The sequence below is a fragment of the Clostridium thermobutyricum DSM 4928 genome (genome assembly GCF_002050515.1).
Lineage (GTDB): Bacteria > Bacillota > Clostridia > Clostridiales > Clostridiaceae > Clostridium > Clostridium thermobutyricum.
Map to the genome: position 1 here is coordinate 35,252 of NZ_LTAY01000020.1, position 19,285 is coordinate 54,536.

The window sequence follows — 19,285 nt, forward strand, 5'->3', positions numbered from 1 at the left end:
CATTAATTTTTTGCTGTTTTTTGTAGTATAAATATAAGTTTCCTTTGACATTTTTTTTATATAAAAAAAGATAATCTAATTAAATATTAGATTATCTTTAAAATAAATAGACTATCTTCTTTTTAAATCCACAAATTCAAAAATTAATCCACTGTTTTCATCTGCTAATTCACCTGAATTGTGGATAGTTTCCCATTTGGAATAATCAATCTGTGGAAAAAATGTATCTGCTTCAAAATCTTTTTTTACATTAGTTAAATAAAGTTTATTACAATATGGATGAAGAAGATTATAAATTTCTCCTCCTCCTATAACAAATACTTCTTCTTCTGAATCTTTAAAATTGGATATAGCTTCTTCTAAAGAATGTATAACAGTTACTTTATTAGAATCTACTTTAAAATTTTTATCTCTAGTTAAAATATAATGATGTCTATTTGGTAAAATTCCAGGAAGAGATTCAAAAGTTTTTCTCCCCATAATAAGGCTATGACCTGAAGTTATAGATTTAAATCTTTTTAAATCTTCAGATATATGCCATAAAAGCTTATTATCTTTTCCAATAGCATCATTAGATGCCTTAGCTACTATAATTGATAGCATTAAACAGATACCTCCATTTTTATAGATGGATGATGTTCATATCCTTCAAGCTTAATATCATCAATAGTGAAATCATAAAAATCTTTTATTTCAGGATTTATCCAAAGTTTTGGAGCTTCAAAAGCATCATCTTTTCTAGTTAATTGAAGTTTCATTCCTTCAACTTGGTTTTCATAAATATGAGCATTGTTTATTACATGAGTAAATAAACCAGGTTTAAGTCCTGTAACTTGTGCAATTAAATGTACAAGAACTGCATATTGAGTAGTGTTAAATGGTACTCCAAGTGGAATATCTCCTGAACGCTGAACTAACATACAATTTAATTTACCATCTGTTACATCCCACATTGTTAAGAAGCAACAAGGGTGTAATGCACCAGTATCTAAATATGGAATTTGCCATAAGTTTATCATCATTCTTCTATCTTGAGGATTTGTTTTTAATGCATGGATTAATTTATCAAGTTGGTCAAATTTTTTAACTACCCAACCATAAGATGTTCCTATTGTTCCATCATCCATCATCCATTCATTCCATATATTTACGTTTTGCTCTTGTAATTTTTTTACGCTGTTTGATTGATCTTTATATATCCAAAGAAGTTCTTTAACAGCTGTTTTAAATGCAACAAATTTAGTTGTAAGAATAGGGAATTCTTTTTCTAGATTAAATTGCATAATTTGGTGAGGTAATTTATAAGTTGCTACACCGGTTCTGTTTTGGTCATAATATCCATTTTCTAATATGTTTTCAACAATATTTAAATATTGTTTATCATAAAGACTCATAATATGACACCCCTTTCTAAATTATCATCTAATTTTAACATAATATGCCCTTAAAGAGAAAAGAATAAAATTTAAAATATAATCAAATAGAGGAAAAATATATACAAATAAAAATAAAGACGTATCCTAAAAATTTTTAAGATACGTCTTTATTTATATAAAAAGTATGTGTAGTAAAGTAAGAATAATAAAACTTATCCCTAAATATTTATGTGTTTTGAAACCTTTATTAAATATTCTAAGAATACCTGATATAAAAAGTATTAATAATACTATGGCAGCTAGTGCGCCTAAAATATATCCTAGATTCCACTTAAATCCTAAATGTATAAATATATATACATGAATAGAAATAACTGCAAATCCAATAGCGGATAGAGGAATGTGCAATTTTTGAACTATTTTTGATATATATATTAAAAATTTTTTTAATTCATTTGTTAGAAAACTTGAAATAAAATCTTTTGTAGTTTTAGAAAGTCTAATTTTTGTTTTATCAATTAAGTTCCAAATAAAATTAAATGTTTTAGGATTTATATATTTTAATATTAATCTAATACACCAAAGACTTATTACTATAAGAAATAATATTTCACAAAATGTACCAAGATTTGAACTAAAATGTTTTAAAAATCTATAACTAAAATTTGATATATAATTTTTACTAAATGAAAAAGCAATGAATATAAAAGCTATAATTGGAAGTATTAAACCAATTAGAAAAGTATTTAAATTTTGTTTTTGAAATTTTGATAATTTTTTCATAGAAATCCCTTCTTCTGAGCTAATGATTTAATTATATATTTTAACAGATGATTAAAAAAATATAATTTACTTAATATTTTCATAAAAATAAATGAAGAAATTAATGTATATATTAGTTTTTCATAAAGTATTATAGTTTATAAAAGCTTGTATACGCTATAAAAATATAAATTTAAGGTTAACATATAAAAACTATGATAATAATTATAAAGAAGAGTAAATATTAAATTATATAATTTTTATATTAATATCTTGAAAGTTTAATTGGCTCATAAGAATACTCTTAAAATAAAAGTAGAACATGAATTCTCATGTATAGTATAATTAAGTTATATAATTTACTTAAAAAGGTGGTGCAGATATTTTGGCATATACTGCTTTATATAGAGAATGGAGACCAAAGACATTTGAGGATGTCATAGGGCAAGAACATATAACAACAACACTTAAAAATCAAATATTAAATGATAGAATCGCACATGCATATCTTTTCTGTGGAACTAGAGGAACAGGTAAAACTTCTACGGCTAAAGTTTTTGCAAAAGCTTTAAATTGTCTTAATTTAAATGAAGGTGAGCCTTGCAACGAATGTGAAAATTGTAAAAGAATAAATGAAGGGTTGCTTATGGATGTTACTGAGCTTGATGCAGCTTCAAATAATGGAGTTGATAAGATTCGTGATATTATTGATGATGCAAAATATCCTCCACAAGAAGCAAGATTTAAAATTTATATTATGGATGAGGTTCATATGCTTTCTACTGGAGCTGTAAATGCATTTTTAAAAACATTAGAAGAACCTCCACAAAACGTAATATTTATTCTAGCAACTACAGACCCTCAAAAATTACCTATAACTATACTTTCCAGATGTCAAAGATTTGACTTTAGAAGAATAAGTAATGATGAAATTGTTAGTAGGCTTAGAAAGATAGTTGAAGCAAAAGGAGTTTTTGCAGAAGATAAGAGCTTACAACTTATATCAAGAGTATCAGATGGTGCAATGAGAGATTCACTTAGTATATTAGACCAAGCAATAGCTATGGGAGATGGAAATGTAGATTATAGCGAACTTGTAGCAATGTTAGGGCTTGTAACTAATGAATATTTATTTCAAATAGTATCAGCTTGTATAGAAAGAGATATAGAAAAATCAATGCAAATAATTGATAAGATTGTTTTTGCAGGAAAAGATGTATACTTATTTATAAAAGATTTAATAGCGCATTATAGAAATCTTCTTATGGTTAAAGTTACAAATAATCCAGATGAAGTTTTAGATATGTCTCTTGAAAATATTCAACTTTTAAAAGAACAGGCAGAGAGAATAAGAGTTGAAGAAATTATGAGATGCATAAGAATTTTCCAAGAGTGTGAAAGTGATGCTAAAGCTACTAAACAAGCTAGACTTTATTTAGAATTATCAGTTATAAAGGTTTGTAAAATACAATATGATACTTCTAATGAAGTAATATTAGCAAGAATAAACAAATTAGAAAGTGCATTAAAATCCGGAAAAATACAAGTTTCTAAAGTAGAAGCTGAAACTGCTGTAACTTCTATGCAAAAGAAAGTTCAAAATGCGGTTAAAGAAGCTCCTAAAAGACCAATTGATAATACTCCAGTAGATGAAAATAGTACTTTAACTGTTAATGATGTTAGAAAAGCTTGGAAAGATATATTAGAAACCTTTAGAAATAGAAGACTTATGGTTATATATGCTTCTATAACAACAGGTAAAATTACTGCTTGTTCAGGTGGAGTAATAACTATAAATTACGATAATCAATATTCATTTAATAAGGATAGACTTGAAAAACCAGAAAATAACAAGCTTGTAAATGAAGTATTTACTGAAATTCTTCGTTCAAGAGTTAGAGTGCAATTTACTGTTGATGAAGGAGAGGAAAAAGTGAAATCAACAGAAGAAGTATTAACAGATGTAATTGGCTCAGATTTTTTAGAAATTATAGATGAATAGTAGCAAAAATAAATGTCAATCATAGTATAGAATAAGCAGAGCTTGTAGGTGAATGTACAGATTTGCTTAAATATAGAAAAGTTTAAATAAATACTATATAATAAGAATATATTTTGTTATAAGAAGGAGGAATTATATATGGCAAAAGGTGGATTCCCAGGTGGAATGGGTAACATGGGTAACTTAATGAAGCAAGCTCAACAAATGCAAAAAAGAATGGAGCAAATGCAAAGAGAAATGGAAGAAAAGGAATTCGAATCATCAGTAGGTGGTGGTGCTGTTACTGTTAAAGCTAATGGTAAAAAAGAAATCCTAGCTATAAACATAAAACCTGAAGTTGTTGACGAAGACGACGTAGAAATGTTAGAAGACTTAGTACTAAGTGCTGTAAATGAAGTATTAAGAAAAGCAGATGAAGAAACTGCAAATCAAATGGGTAAAGTAACTGGTGGAATGAACATACCAGGATTATTCTAATAAATTTAAAGCAGATAAGAGGTTTTACTTCTTATCTGCTTTTTGTTGTATATAAATTATACTTTAAGAGGTGAAATTAAAATGGATTTTAAAATAAAAAAATTTAATGAGCTTGATATAAATGAATTATATGAAATTTGTAAAGCTCGTTATGAAGTTTTTGCTTGTGAACAAAAGATATTTCAGGAAAATGACTTTGATGACATTGATAAAAATGTTTTTCATATATTTTTAGAAGAAAATAATAGAGTAATTGCCTATGCTAGACTAATAAAAAGTGGAATAAAAAGTAATTATGCTTCAATAGGAAGAGTGTTAGTAATAAAAGAATATAGAAGAAAAGGGATAGCAACTGAACTTATGAAAAAATGTGTGGAGTTTTTAAAAGAGCATTGTAATGAAGAAGAAATAAAAATTTCAGCTCAGCTTTATGCTAAAAAGCTTTATGAAGATGTTGGATTTAAAATAATATCAGATGTTTATGATGAAGTTGGAATTCTTCATGTTGAAATGAAATATATAGGAAGTAAAGGAGAAAAATAAATGAATTTAAATGCTATACACCATATTGCAATAATAGTTTCGGATTATGAAAAATCAAAAGATTTTTATGTAAATAAATTAGGATTTTCTATAATAAGAGAAAATTATAGAGAGAGTAGAGATGACTATAAATTAGACTTAAAATTAGGTGATGTTGAGTTAGAAATATTCGGAATAAAAAATAGTCCAAAGAGAGTTTCAAGGCCAGAAGCATGTGGATTAAGACATTTAGCCTTTAAAGTGGAAAATATAGAAGAAGTTATAAAAGAATTAAATTCTAAAGGTATAGAAACAGAGGAAGTTAGGATTGATGAATTTACTAATAAAAAAATGACTTTCTTTAGAGACCCTGATGATTTGCCATTAGAATTACACGAGTAGTTAAATACTAAATTAATAAAAATTAAATTAGAAAAATAATCTCTAATAATATTAGATATTTATGGGAATAAAATAATATGAGTAATTAACATAATGAGTTAAGCTTTTATGTTTTTATGTACTGTAAATAGATAATAAAAGGAGAAGTTAATTTTATGAAGAGGCTTAAATTGAATTTTATTAATATAGTATTTTTATTGCCAATTGTACTTATAATTTCAGGATGTTTTTTAATTAAATCAGAAGAATCGAAAGATGTAATATCAGTTGATACTCTAGAAAATACTATAATTCCTAAACCTTTAAGCTTTGAAAAAACTGAGGGTGAATTTACTTTAAAGAAAGATACTATAATTTATGTAAAAGGAAATACAGATGAAGAAACAGAAGAAATTTATAATATAGCACAATTTATGAAAAGTAAATTAGAGCCAGCCACTGGATATAATTTAAAAGTTAAAAAAGAATATCCTAAAAATAAAAAAAATTTTATTTATTTAACTACTACAGGAGCAGAAAAGGATCTTGGAAGTGAAGGGTATTTATTAAATTCTTCAAAGGATAATATTAAAATAATAGGGTATAAACCAGATGGAATTTTTAAAGGAATTCAAACATTAAGACAGCTTTTTCCTCCTGAAATAGAAAAGTCTTGTGTTGTAAAAGATATAGAATGGACTATTCCAGCAGTAAATATAAAAGATAAGCCCAATTATGAACATAGGGGAATAATGATAGATGTAGTAAGACATTTCTTTACTGTGGATGAGGTAAAGCGCCAAATAGATCTTGCATCAGCATATAAAATAAATAGAGTTCACTTACATTTAAGTGATGACCAAGGTTGGAGATTAGAAATAAAAAAATGGCCAGAACTTGCTTTAAAAGGTGGTCAATTACAAGTAGGTGGGGGAATTGGAGGTTTTTATACTCAAGAAGATTTTAAAGATATAGTTAAGTATGCTCAGAGTAGATATGTAGAAATTATACCTGAATTTGAAATGCCAGGACATTCAAATGCAGCATTAGCATCTTATGGTTTTTTAAATCCTGATGGAAAGCCTAAAGACTTATATACTGGAACTAAAGTAGGTTTTAGTTCATTTATGACTAGAGATGAAAAGACTTATTCATTTATAGAAGACATAATAAAAGAAATTTCAGAAATATCTCCTTCTAAATATATTCATATAGGTGGAGATGAAGCATACGCAACAAGTAAAGAAGATTATAATTATTTTATGGGAAGAGTATCTAAAATAGTTCAAAAGTATGGAAAGACACCAATAGCTTGGGATCCAGCAGATACTTCACCAGATATAAATTCTGACACTATACTTCAAAATTGGAAAAATTCAAATAAAAGTGCAGTAGAGAAAAATATGAAAATGATAATATCTATTGCAGAAAAATCATATTTAGATATGAAGTATAATGAAAAAACTCAATATGGATTAACTTGGGCAGGACTAATTCCAATAGATAAGGCATATAATTGGGATCCAATAGATTATGCACCAAAAGAACTTATATTGGGGTTAGAATCACCACTTTGGACAGAAACAATTGAAATAGAAGAAGCTATGGATTTTATGATATATCCTAGACTGCTCGGATATGCTGAAATAGGTTGGACTCCAAGAGAAATGCGAGATTATAAAGAATATAAAATTAGACTTTCAGCTCATGGAGAAAGAATGGAGAATAAGGGAATAAATTATTATAAAGATCCATCTATTTGGAATTAAAATATTTATAAATAAAAAAGGGCATTGTAATATGATTTTTAATCATTTTACAATGCTCTCTTTAAATTAAGGATGTTTTTCATTTAACTCTGTGAATAAAGAAATCAAAAGATCTAATTTTTCTGATCCCATAGCATTAGATAATTCTAAATACCAATCATCTAATATTTTATTTATAATTGGTATAAGTTTTTTACCTTCTTCAGTAAAGTATATATTTAAACTTCTTTTATCAGCTTTATTTTTAACTCTCATTATCAAGTTTTTATTTTCTAAAGATTTCATTACTCTACTTGCTGCGGCCTTATCCATACATGTATTTTGGACTAAAACATCTTGGATTGACCCTTCATTGTACATAAGTTCTTTTAAGTAAGCAAATTCAGCTGAACTTATATTTAAGTCTTTAATATAAGTTGCTACATAAGCATGATATTTTTTTCTAAAAAGGGCAGAATTTTTTATTAAATCTAGATTCTTAATACTCAACTTGAAAACTCCTTTATGTTAAATTACTAATTTCCTATCACTAATTATAGCATATATTGAAACTAATAACGCAACTATGCAAACTATACAAGCTCCAAATAGACTTCCAGTTACATTTTGTATATTTAAAGTTTTAGATAAGAATTGTAAAATTAATGGTGATACGAATTCTCCAAAATATAATCCTGTAGTTACTATAAGTATTGCTAAAGCTGTATGTGTTTTATGTACTAAGTTTGATGCAAATAACATTCCAAAAGGAATTACGTCACCAAATCCAAATCCAACAAATATTGCTCCAAGTAATATCATTGGCATGCTATGTGCAGTTCCTAATATAATAAATCCTAAAAACATAGATATAAAAATAATTAATGAGAAATATCTTTTAAATATTTTTATTAGTTTTGGGAATATAATTGCAGAAATTAATGAAGTTAATGTACCTATTGAAACTATATTAGCTGCAGTAGATGCACCACCTAAATTTCTTAATTTAACTAAAAAATCCATATTTGTAGGAATAGCATAAAATGCAATAAGTCCTAAAAATACTAAAATAGCATATTTAAAAATTCCTTTATTAAGTCTAATATCTTCTTCAATATTTCCTGTGCTTAACTTTTCTTCATTATTTTCGTAGTCATTTGGTAAAAAGAATACAATTAAAATAAGTACTATAATTGCTACAGCATAAACTAAGAAAGAATATCTCCAACCTAAGCTTACAAGAAAACCTACAAATAAAGTAGAAAGTATTCCACCTAAGTTAGTAGTTGCAGTTGAAAATCCCATAAATTTAGCTCTTTCTTTTCCATGAAAGAAATCTCCTATTAAAACTAAAGAAAGAGGAGCTGTTACTCCAAGTCCTAATCCAAGAATAGCTCTTGTAAATAGAAGTACATATATATTAGGGCTTAAACTAGAAGATAAACCTCCTATAGTATATAAAATTAATCCTATAATTATTAAATTCTTTTTTGATATAAATTTCATAAATGCTTTGTTTAATAATCCAATGGGAATACATATTAAAGCTGGTAATGTAACAACTAGCTTTATAAGTGTTTCAGGAGCATTTATGAAATGTAATTGAATTCCGTTAAGTGCAGGTGCCATAGCGGCAGTTGCTATAAGGGATATGAATGATAATGATAATATAGATAATTTTTGTATTTTATTCATAATGATTTCTCCTTCGTTATTATTGTTGTAAAGTCAACTAAAATTTTTCAAAAATAAAAAGTTGATTTATCAACTAAAAGGAGTTTATCATGGTTTCGTTGACTTGTCAACTATATTAAAATTTTTTAGGCATAAATAAAATACAGTGTGGGAAACTTAGTGTATAATATATATTAGATTTGAGCTTAAATGCTTTATTAAAGATTATAATTTTTTTGAAAAGGAGATATATTATGGACTTTTATCCAGTTGCTATAGAAAAATTGATTGGAGAGTTTGCTAAACTTCCAAGCATTGGGCAAAAAACTGCTCAAAGATTAACTTTACATATCTTAAATTTACCTGATGAAGAAGTTAAAGAATTTGCAGATGCTCTTGTAAAAGCAAGAGGAACTATAAAATATTGTTCAGTTTGTGGTAATTTTACAGATACTGATCCTTGTTCAATTTGTGGAAATCCAAATAGGGACAAGAGTACTATTTGCGTTGTTGAGCAACCAAAAGATATTATGACAATGGAAAAAGTTAAGGAATTTAATGGACTTTATCATGTTCTTCATGGAAATCTTTCTCCAATGCAAGGAAGAGGGCCACAAGATATAAAAATAAGAGAATTAGTTGCAAGAATGAGTGATACTGTTAAAGAAGTAATAATTGCAACAAATCCTAATATTGAAGGTGAAGCAACAGCTATGTATATAGCTAAAATATTAAAGCCATTAGATGTTAAAGTAACAAGAATTGCTGCTGGAATACCAGTAGGTGGAGATTTAGAATATGCAGATGAAGTAACTTTATCTAAAGCACTTCAAGGAAGAACTCAAATATAAAAGAAGGACTCAATTAAAATAATTGAGTCCTATATAGATGGGAGTTAGAAGTTTTGTTTGAGAATGAGTGAAAAGCTTCTTATAGTTCTAATTTATGATTAAGAGAAAAATGTGTTACAAATAAAAATAAAAAAGTGAATAAGCCTGTCCATACTGGTAATAATAAAAATAAGATAAATTTTTTTAATATGGAGGGGAATAAAAATGAAAAAAAGTAACATAAAGGAATATTTTAATAATATATTAGGAAATAGAAGTGAAAAAGATTATATACTAGAACAAATAAGTGCCACAAAGGCAGAAATGGAAATTGCAAGCAGTGCATTTGATAATGTTAAAGATCCACTTCTTATAGAAGTTGCTATATATGCAGAGAGAGCAGCTATGAAAAGATATTCCTATTTTATTGAACTTGCAAAAAAGAAAGGAATTGTTGCATCTAATGGATATATTATAGAAAATTGTACTAGCATTGCAGAGTATTAAATTTTTATAGTACCTTAAAGTGGCTATATTAAAAGGTGAGGTGAGTTTATGGATGCTGGATTATTTGTTTATGGTATTATTGGATTAATAATATTATACGTAATAATAAAACTTCTAAAATGGCCTATAAAATTGTTGCTAAATGGTATTATAGGAGTCATACTTCTATATGTAGTCAATTTATTAGGTGCTGGATTTGGAATTCATATAGGAATAAATATTGTAACGTCATTAATTGCAGGTATTTTTGGAATACCAGGAGTTATTGTTATGATATTATTTAATTTTTTTGTTTAAAAACATAACTATCTTAAAGATTATTTTATAAAAATCTTTGAGATAGTTTTTTTATTTATATTTATTAATAAACAGTTAAGAAAATATTAAGATTTTGAACAGTTAATATTAAGATTTTTTATCTATCATTTAATTATAAGTTAATAGGGGGAAAGGAAATGAGAGTTTTAGAGGTTAAAAATCTTAAAAAGTCTTTAGGTAAAAGAGAAATAATAAAAGACTTAAGTTTTACTGTAGAAGAGGGAGAAGTATTTGGGTTTTTAGGTCCAAATGGTTCTGGTAAAACAACTACTATAAGAATGTTGGTAGGTCTTATAAAACAAAATTCAGGAACTATTGAGATTTGTGGAAAAGATTTAAATAGAAGAAGAGAAGAAGCGCTAAGAGAAGTTGGAGCAGTTGTAGAAAATCCAGCACTTTATAAGTTTTTATCTGGAAAAGAAAATCTTATGCAAATTGCTAGAGTTAGAAAAATTCCAATGAATGAAGTGGAAGATTTAATAAAGCTTGTTGGATTAGAAAACAGAATAAAAGATAAGACAAAAAGATATTCTTTAGGAATGAAACAAAGACTTGGAATTGCAGCAGCTTTATTAGGTAATCCAAAGCTTTTGATTTTAGATGAACCTACAAATGGATTAGATCCATCAGGAATTATTGAATTTAGAGAATTAATAAAAAGGATAGCTAAAGAAAGAAAAATAGCTGTATTCGTTTCATCTCATATATTAAGTGAAATAGAACAAATGTGTGATAAAGTAGCTTTTTTAAAAGATGGTGTAATAAAATCAGTAGAAACAATGGGACAATCTGTTTATGGAGCAAATAAAGAAAACTTTGTATTAGTTCATAAATCAGAAGAAAAAGTAGTTTTAGAAATTCTAAATAGACAACCATTTATTGACTCAATTCAAGTTGTAGAAAAAAAGATTCATATGACTTTACATGAAAAAACATCACCAAAGCTTATAAAGGTATTAGTAAATAATGATATTTTAATTGAAGAAATTTATAAGAATAGAGATGGGTTAGAGCAAAGATATATGGAGCTTGTTGAAGGAGGAAATAAATAATGATATTAACTTTAATTAAAAATGAATTTATAAAATTATTTAAAAGACCTAAAACTTGGGTTTTATTAGGATTATTTTTTCTTTCTGCAGCAGGACTTACTGGAATAGCTTATTTAGAAGAGAAAAATACTCTTGATAATATGGATCCAAAATATAGAATTGAAATTGAAAAAGATAGTCTTGAACATTATAAAGAAAACGTAAAAATAGCAGAAAAAGAATGGAAAAATTCTAAAAATGCTCAAGAAAAAGAAAGTAATTTAAAATGGTTAGAACAATCAAAAATAGATTTAGAAAATGCACAAGATGAAATTAAAAGATTAGAAAAATTAATTAAAAATCCACCAACATGGCAAGAGGAGTTAAAAGAACAAATCAAAGAAAGAGAAGAAAATATAAAATATCTGGAATCTAATGGGATTTCTAGTAAAGCAGAAATTGAAGCTGATAAAGAGTGGTTAGAACTTTATAAATATTATCTTGAAAACAATATAAAGCCGGTAGAAATGTGGGAGTTTAATCCTATAATGGCTCTTTTAAATTTTGCATTTATACTTAGCGTTGCAATTCCAATTTTTATAGCTGTGTTTGGAAGTGATATTGTTTCAGATGAATCTACAAATGAAACTTTTAAGTTCTTACTTATACAACCAGTTTCTAGAGGAAAAATACTTTTATCAAAATTTTTAACTTTTTTAATTACATCACTAACTTTAATATTTGGTACTCAAGGAATAATATTTGGTATTATAGGAGCTATAAGAGGTTTTAAAGGATTTGACCAATTTACTAAAGTTGGTCTTAGATATGAAATAGATAAAGAAGTACTTCTTAAAGAAGGTTATGAATCTTTAAAACAAATAGAAGGTACGGGAGAATGGATTACCTACGGAGAGCTTTTAGGGCAAAGTTTATTTTTACAACTTTTATTTGTTATAGCGTGTTGTGCTGTAGTATTTATGATTTCAACTTTAGTTAAGAGTAATATGGTTGGAATGGCAATATCTATAATATTAGTAGTTGGAGGTTCTGTATTGCCATTAATGATACCTAAAATTGCTAAATTGGCACATTTAACTTTCTTAGGTTATGGAAATGCTCCAGCAATAATAAATGGAGATATAGCACATGTATTTCATGCAAATGTAAATTTTAGACCAGGAATGGGAATGGTGGTATTATTAGCAACAACTATAATTTCATATATAATAGCACACATAGTATTTGAAAAAAGAGATATTTTAGTATAATAATATATTAAATAAAAAATAGTAAAAGGTTCTAAATTTTTATATGAATTTAGAGCCTTTTATTTTATAAAAATTAAAATTTGATATAATAAGGTAAAATAAATATTTAAAAAAATAGGAGGGACTAATTATGGCAGCTGGAGTAGGAGTAAACTGTGAAGAGTGTCCAGAAAAGAAAAGTGGGGATTGTGACGGAAAAGATTTAGGATGTGTTTGTTTTAAATGTCCGAGAAAATTAAGTGTATGTATGATTACAAAGTATTGTAGAGAAACTGAATCTGTACTTTATTTTGGACCAGAATGGTAGGTGAGTATATGAAAGAGAAATTAAAAGAATTAAAACTAGAATTGGATAAAATCGGAAAAATGAATTCAGCTTTAGAGCTTATATACTGGGATATGCAAACTAAAATGCCAAAGAAAGCTATAGAACAACGTTCTGGAATTATAGAGCATATATCTGGAGAAATATTTAATATGACAACATCTGATAAAATGGGAGAAATTCTTGAATATTTCTCAGGAAATATTGAAGAATTATCAGATATGGATAAAGCAATAATTAAGTATGCAAAAAAGAATTATGAGCAAACTAAGAGAATACCGGATAAAAGATATAGAGAATTTATAGTTGCATCAGCTATTTCAGAAGGAGCTTGGGAAGAAGCAAAAGAAAAGAAAGATTTTGAAATATTTAAACCACACTTAAAGAAAATGATAGATTTTCAAAGAGAATTTGCAGAATATTATGGTTATAAAGAAGAGAAATATGATGCTTTATTAGATAGGTATGAAGAAGGTCTTACAGTAAATGAATTAGATAGAGTTTTTTCAGAATTAAAAGATGGGATATTTAAAATTCTTAAAAAAATTGAGAGAAGTGGAAAAATAGTAAATAAAGATTTCTTTATAGGAAACTTTAGTAAGGAAGAGCAAGAAAAGTTTTCTTTATTTGTTTTAAATAAAATGGGATATGATTTTGAAAAAGGAAGACTTGATGAAAGCATGCATCCATTTACTATAGGATTTGGAAACAAAGATGTTAGAATAACTACTAATTATGATAATCCTGATTTTACAAATGCATTATTTAGTTGTATCCATGAAGGAGGGCATGGAATTTATGATCAAAATATTCCTGATGAACTTCAAAATACAGGATTAGATACAGGACTTTCAATGAGTATTCATGAATCACAATCTAGATTTTATGAAAATATAATAGGAAGAAGCGAAGAGTTTTGGGAATACTTTTTTCCATATGCAAAATATCAATTTAAAGAATTTGAAAATGTAAGTTTTAAAGAATTCTATGAAGGAATAAATAAAGTTAGTTCTTCTCTTATAAGAACAGAAGCTGATGAGTTAACTTATAGTATTCATATAATAATAAGATATGAAATAGAAAAAGCACTTATTTCAGGAGAATTAGATATTGATAATGTGAAAGAAGAGTGGAATAAAAAGTATAAAGAATATTTAGGGGTAGAACCAAAAGATGATAGTGAAGGAATTTTACAAGACGTACATTGGTCAGATGGTTCATTTGGATACTTCCCAAGTTATGCATTAGGAAATCTTTATGGAGCTCAAATGTTAAATACTATGGAAAAAGATTATAAAGAGCTTTATAATGATTTAAAAGTTGGAGAGTTAAGTTATATTAAAAAATGGCTCAATGAAAATGTCCATAAGTATGGAGCAATATATTCACCAAAAGAATTAATAAAAAGAATTTCAGGAGAAGAATTAAATCCGATATACTTCTTAGAATATTTAAATAAAAAATATAGCAGGATATATAAATTTTAAAATAATAAAGGCTAAAAGAATAAAGATTAAAAGATAACTGATTCAAAAATTCAATTTTTTAGAAAGTTATATAATTAATTGATAGAAATGTTTAAAATTTCAAGCATTTTTCTTAGATGTTAATAAATTGTCAAAAAAATAGATTTTTTTATGACATAGACTATTAAATTATTGTGATATAATCTTTAAATATAGCTAATAAACAAAAAAGTTTTTTAGCTATTTAATTTTACATTTATTTAGAAAAATAAAGTCAAAAGGAGCAAAAGAAAATGAAAAAGAATGTGGTCACTATTGGATCATTACTTGTTGCACTTGGAATTGTGTATGGTGATATAGGAACATCACCTCTTTATGTAATGCAAGCAATACTTTCTACAAATAACAATTATTCATCGACCAATGTTATTTTAGGAGGAGTATCCTTAGTGTTTTGGACATTAACGCTACAGACTACTATAAAGTATATTATTTTTACTTTAAGAGCTGATAATAAAGGTGAAGGAGGAATATTTGCCCTATATACTTTGGTTAAGCGATACGCGAAGTGGCTTATTGTACCAGCTATAATAGGTGGAGGAGCATTACTTGCAGATGGTATATTAACACCACCAGTTTCAGTAACTTCAGCTATTGAAGGGTTAAATGTACTTTTCCCTATTAAAGACGAGGTTACTATAGTAATTGTAATAGCAATAATTTTAGTGCTATTTTTATTCCAAAGATTTGGAACTGAAAAGATAGGAAAAATATTTGGACCTATAATGCTTATATGGTTTTTAATGATAGGTATACTTGGATTAGTTCAACTAACTAAAAATCCTACTATAATAAAAGCTATAAATCCTTATTATGCAATAAGATTAATATTACATGGAAATAGTGCAGTATACATTTTAGGAGCAGTATTCCTTTGTACTACAGGAGCTGAAGCTTTATATTCAGATCTTGGTCACTGTGGAAGATCAAATATTTATTATACATGGGTATTAGTAAAGATTTGTTTAGTACTTAGTTATTTAGGGCAAGGAGCATATCTTCTAGCTCATAATGGGGATCTTATTACAGAAAGTCCATTCTTCTTAATAATGCCTCATTGGTTTATTATAATAGGAGTTATAATAGCTACACTTGCAACAATAATTGCCAGTCAAGCTTTAATATCTGGTTCATTTACACTTGTCTCAGAAGCAATAAAACTTAATATTTTCCCAAGACTTCATATTAGATATCCTAATGGAGAAAAGGGGCAATTATATATAGCAGCTGTAAACTATGCTTTATGTATAGGATGTATAGCAATAGTATTAATATTTAAGAAATCTGAAAACATGGAATCAGCATATGGTCTTGCAATAACAATAACTATGCTTATGACAACAATACTTTTATCACAATATATGAGATATAAGAAGAAGAAAAAAGTTTTATCAATTATTATTTTAGTGGTATTTGGAACTATAGAAACAAGTTTCCTATATGCAAATAGTTTTAAAATAATAAGTGGTGGATATATTACATTACTAATTACAGCAGGTTTAATATTCTTAATGTATATTTGGTCATATAGTTCACAAATCAAAAAGAAATATAGAAGATTTGTCAGTCTTTTTGACTATGAAGAAAAATTTAATTTAATAGAAGAAGATAAAGAACTACCTCTTTATGCAAGTAATATTGTTTATTTAACTAAATCAAGAAAATGGAGTGAAGTTGAAAATAAAATAGTTTATTCAATATTTAATAAACAACCAAAGAAAGCACAATATTATTGGTTCATACATATTCAAGTTACAGATGAACCATACACAAAAGCTTATAAATTTAAAACTATTAAAGAGAATAAAGTATTTAGACTTGAATTTAAACTTGGTTTTAGATTATCTCAAGGAATAAATGGTCTTTTAGCTGAAGTTGTAGAGCAACTTATGGAAAGTGGAGAAGTACAATTTAAACCAAAAGATTATATGATAACTTCAAGAGGCAGAAAAGCAATAGGTAACTTTAAATTTATCCTTATAGAAGAAATACTATGCAGTGAAAGTGTATTTACAGGATGGGATAAATTTATATTATCTGCAAAATTACTTATAAAGAGACTTACTGTTTCACCTGAAAAATGGTATGGAATAGATACTAGTGTAGTTGAAGTTGAAAAAGTTCCAATATTAGTTGGAAATAATTCAAATAGTAAAAAAATAGTTAGAATTTACGATTAATAAAAAATGGATTGATTTTTAATCAATCCATTTTTTTATTATTTTATTTGAAAATAATTACACTGATGTGAAGAGAATGCATAAGCTAATTTTCTATAAAAAAAGATGTGTGTTTATAAAATACAAGAGAATTAAATATGTTTTTAAAATAATATATTAATTGTATTTAATTCCAAAAAGTAGTAAAATTAACAATAAATTAAAGTTAATAAACATGTTTTAAAAAATTGGGGGATGATTTAAATGCATAAAAAATTATTTATACCTGGTCCAGTTGAAGTACGTAAGGATGTATTAGAAAAAATGGCAACACCTATGATAGGTCATAGAAGTGCAGACGCATCATTTTTACAAAGAAGAATAAGTGATAATTTAAGAAAAATTTTCTATACACAAAGTGAAATTCTTTTATCAACTTCTTCAGGAAGTGGATTAATGGAAGGTGCTATAAGATGTTGTACAGCTAAAAAAGCAGCAGTATTTTCAGTAGGAGCATTCGGGAAAAGATGGTATGAAATGGCCTTAAATAATAATGTTAAAGCGGACTTATTTGAAGTACCTATGGGAGAAGCCGTAACTCCAGAAATGGTAGATAAAGCATTAAGTACAGGAGAATATGATTTAGTAGCTGTAACTCATAATGAGACATCAACTGGAGTTATGAATCCAATTAAAGAAATTGGTAAAGTAGTTAGTAAATATGATGACATTATATTTATTGTTGATGCTGTAAGTTCAGCAGTTGGAACTAAAATAGAGGTTGATGAATGGGGAATTGATATATTAATAACTTCTACTCAAAAGGCTATAGGATTACCTCCTGGAATGTCAATTTGTACTTTTTCAAATAAGGCAAAAGAAAGAGCAGAAAAAGTTCCAAATAGAGGATTCTATTTAGACCTTTTAGCATTATATAAATATATTCAAAAAAAGGATTATCAATATCCTTCAACACCTTCTTTATCACATATGTTTGCACTAGATTACCAGTTAGATTATATATTGAATAAAGAGGGAATTGAAAATAGATATGCAAGACATATAGAACTTGCAAAAATGGTTAGAGCATGGGCAAAGAAGCATTTTGAATTATTTGCAGATGAGAAACATCTTTCAAATACAGTAACAGCTATAAAAAATACTAGAGCAATTGAAGTAGGAGCTTTAAATAAAGAATTAGCAGCAAGAGGATTTGCTATTTCAAATGGATATGGAACTCTTAAAGATAAAACTTTTAGAATAGCTCATATGGCTGATTGTACTATAGAAGATATGAAAGACTTACTAAAAAATATAAATGAAATATTAAAATTAGAAGATTAATTTGGGGGAATAATCTTTAATTTAGAGGGGGCTATAAAATGTATAGAGTTTTAACAAATGATGGTTTACAAGCAGGAGCAATTGATAAACTAAAAGAGCTAGGCATAGAAGTAGTAAACCAACACTTTAATCAAGAAATACTTGGGGAAAAATTAAAGGAATTTGATGCTGTAGTTATAAGATCAGCAACAAAATTGACAGAAGATGTTTTAAAAGAGGCTAAAGGTGGAAAGCTAAAATTAGCTATTAGAGCAGGAGTAGGAATAGATAATATAGACATAAAATATGCGCAAAGTATAGGAATAGATGTCAAAAATACTCCTAATGCTAGTTCAAATTCTGTTGCAGAACTTGCTTTAGGGCATATGTTTGCAGTATCAAGATTCATAGGAATATCAAATTTTACTATGAGAAATGGAGAATGGAATAAAAAATTATATCAAGGTAGTGAATTGTCAGGAAAAATACTTGGTATTATTGGTATGGGGAGAATAGGAAGAAGTTTAGCTAAGAAAGCTGATGCTTTGGGAATGAAAATAATATATTATACTATGGAGGGAAAACATGAAGATTTAAATTATGAATTTTTAAGCTTTGAAGAGGTACTTAAAAATTCAGATTTCATATCATTACATGTTCCATATGATAAAGAAAAAGGGGCGTTAATTGGGGAAAATGAATTGAACATTATTAAAGATGGAGCATATATTATAAATTGTGCTAGGGGAAAAGTTGTTGATGAAAAAGCTCTTTTAGAAGCTTTAAATAGTGGCAAAATTAAAGGGGCAGGAATAGATGTTTTTGAAAATGAGCCAACAACAAATAAAGAACTTATAAATAATCCTAGAGTTAGTGTTACACCCCATATTGGAGCAGCAACAGATGAAGCACAAAATAGAATAGGTGAAGAAGTTGTGGAAACATTAAAAAATTTCTTTAATATATAACTTAAACTATAGAAATATAGTTTTAAAATTGGGGGTAAAGCATAAACCTTTTGAAATCTATTAGATTGAAAAATTACGAATGAGG

At 27.0% G+C, this 19,285-nt stretch carries 20 protein-coding genes; 15 read left to right on the top strand and 5 right to left on the bottom strand.

Going from position 1 to position 19,285, the window contains the following annotated elements; all coding sequences use genetic code 11:
- Nucleotides 1–111: 111 nt before the first annotated feature.
- From CLTHE_RS02135 to CLTHE_RS02145, 3 genes are all read right to left on the bottom strand, one after another.
- A complete protein-coding gene (locus CLTHE_RS02135) occupies nt 112–603 on the bottom strand; it encodes a dihydrofolate reductase (protein ID WP_080021782.1) in 492 nt (163 codons plus the stop codon).
- Nucleotides 603–1,394 (bottom strand): thymidylate synthase, encoded by a 792-nt coding sequence (locus tag CLTHE_RS02140; protein WP_080021783.1) that lies wholly within the window; start codon nt 1,392–1,394, stop codon nt 603–605. Before CLTHE_RS02140 ends, CLTHE_RS02135 begins: the two co-directional genes overlap by 1 nt.
- A gap of 153 nt (nt 1,395–1,547) precedes the next feature.
- A complete protein-coding gene (locus tag CLTHE_RS02145; protein ID WP_080021784.1) occupies nt 1,548–2,159 on the bottom strand; it encodes a hypothetical protein in 612 nt (203 codons plus the stop codon).
- Nucleotides 2,160–2,523: 364 nt separating this feature from the next.
- Between CLTHE_RS02145 and dnaX the strand changes: the two genes are divergently transcribed.
- The 5 genes from dnaX to CLTHE_RS02170 all read left to right on the top strand — a co-directional run bounded on the left by dnaX (nt 2,524) and on the right by CLTHE_RS02170 (nt 7,289).
- Nucleotides 2,524–4,140: a DNA polymerase III subunit gamma/tau gene (gene dnaX / locus CLTHE_RS02150; protein WP_080021785.1), complete on the top strand. Its 1,617-nt coding sequence runs from the start codon at nt 2,524–2,526 to the stop codon at nt 4,138–4,140.
- 138 nt (nt 4,141–4,278) lie between these two features.
- Entirely contained in the window at nt 4,279–4,617 is a 339-nt protein-coding gene (locus CLTHE_RS02155) for a YbaB/EbfC family nucleoid-associated protein (protein WP_002596559.1), read from the top strand.
- Between the two features lie 81 nt (nt 4,618–4,698).
- A complete protein-coding gene (locus CLTHE_RS02160) occupies nt 4,699–5,160 on the top strand; it encodes a GNAT family N-acetyltransferase (RefSeq protein WP_080021786.1) in 462 nt (153 codons plus the stop codon).
- Nucleotides 5,161–5,541, top strand: a complete 381-nt coding sequence (gene gloA2 / locus CLTHE_RS02165; RefSeq protein WP_002596561.1) for an SMU1112c/YaeR family gloxylase I-like metalloprotein — start codon at nt 5,161–5,163, stop codon at nt 5,539–5,541. It begins immediately after the preceding gene.
- Between the two features lie 155 nt (nt 5,542–5,696).
- Nucleotides 5,697–7,289 (top strand): beta-N-acetylhexosaminidase, encoded by a 1,593-nt coding sequence (locus tag CLTHE_RS02170; RefSeq protein ID WP_080021787.1) that lies wholly within the window; start codon nt 5,697–5,699, stop codon nt 7,287–7,289.
- A 66-nt stretch (nt 7,290–7,355) separates the two neighbouring features.
- On the opposite strand, the gene CLTHE_RS02175 is transcribed toward CLTHE_RS02170, so the two are convergent.
- Entirely contained in the window at nt 7,356–7,778 is a 423-nt protein-coding gene (locus CLTHE_RS02175; RefSeq protein WP_080021788.1) for a MarR family winged helix-turn-helix transcriptional regulator, read from the bottom strand.
- 18 nt (nt 7,779–7,796) lie between these two features.
- A complete protein-coding gene (locus CLTHE_RS02180) occupies nt 7,797–8,963 on the bottom strand; it encodes an MFS transporter (RefSeq protein ID WP_080021789.1) in 1,167 nt (388 codons plus the stop codon).
- A 233-nt stretch (nt 8,964–9,196) separates the two neighbouring features.
- Here CLTHE_RS02180 and recR point away from each other — a divergent pair, with 233 nt between their 5' ends.
- The 10 genes from recR (at nt 9,197) to CLTHE_RS02225 (ending at nt 19,200) form a co-directional block, all read left to right on the top strand.
- Nucleotides 9,197–9,793: a recombination mediator RecR gene (recR, locus tag CLTHE_RS02185; RefSeq protein WP_080021790.1), complete on the top strand. Its 597-nt coding sequence runs from the start codon at nt 9,197–9,199 to the stop codon at nt 9,791–9,793.
- Nucleotides 9,794–9,997: 204 nt separating this feature from the next.
- Nucleotides 9,998–10,279, top strand: a complete 282-nt coding sequence (locus tag CLTHE_RS02190) for a DUF2508 family protein (protein ID WP_080021791.1) — start codon at nt 9,998–10,000, stop codon at nt 10,277–10,279.
- Between the two features lie 48 nt (nt 10,280–10,327).
- The gene (locus CLTHE_RS02195; protein ID WP_080021792.1) at nt 10,328–10,576 is read left to right on the top strand and encodes a pro-sigmaK processing inhibitor BofA family protein; all 249 of its coding nucleotides are present in this window, start codon (nt 10,328–10,330) and stop codon (nt 10,574–10,576) included.
- 158 nt (nt 10,577–10,734) lie between these two features.
- Nucleotides 10,735–11,649 (top strand): ABC transporter ATP-binding protein, encoded by a 915-nt coding sequence (locus tag CLTHE_RS02200; RefSeq protein WP_080021793.1) that lies wholly within the window; start codon nt 10,735–10,737, stop codon nt 11,647–11,649.
- Entirely contained in the window at nt 11,649–12,899 is a 1,251-nt protein-coding gene (locus CLTHE_RS02205; protein WP_080021794.1) for an ABC transporter permease subunit, read from the top strand. The genes CLTHE_RS02200 and CLTHE_RS02205 overlap by 1 nt, the downstream gene beginning before the upstream one ends.
- A 130-nt stretch (nt 12,900–13,029) precedes the next feature.
- A complete protein-coding gene (locus tag CLTHE_RS16860; protein WP_002596571.1) occupies nt 13,030–13,206 on the top strand; it encodes a hypothetical protein in 177 nt (58 codons plus the stop codon).
- An 8-nt stretch (nt 13,207–13,214) separates the two neighbouring features.
- The gene (locus tag CLTHE_RS02210) at nt 13,215–14,711 is read left to right on the top strand and encodes a carboxypeptidase M32 (RefSeq protein ID WP_080021795.1); all 1,497 of its coding nucleotides are present in this window, start codon (nt 13,215–13,217) and stop codon (nt 14,709–14,711) included.
- Nucleotides 14,712–14,983: 272 nt separating this feature from the next.
- Nucleotides 14,984–16,930, top strand: coding sequence for a KUP/HAK/KT family potassium transporter (locus tag CLTHE_RS02215; protein ID WP_080021796.1), 1,947 nt, complete (start codon nt 14,984–14,986; stop codon nt 16,928–16,930).
- Nucleotides 16,931–17,173: 243 nt separating this feature from the next.
- Nucleotides 17,174–18,253, top strand: coding sequence for a pyridoxal-phosphate-dependent aminotransferase family protein (locus CLTHE_RS02220; protein WP_002596574.1), 1,080 nt, complete (start codon nt 17,174–17,176; stop codon nt 18,251–18,253).
- Between the two features lie 38 nt (nt 18,254–18,291).
- Nucleotides 18,292–19,200, top strand: coding sequence for a D-2-hydroxyacid dehydrogenase (locus tag CLTHE_RS02225; RefSeq protein ID WP_080021797.1), 909 nt, complete (start codon nt 18,292–18,294; stop codon nt 19,198–19,200).
- Nucleotides 19,201–19,285: the final 85 nt, after the last annotated feature.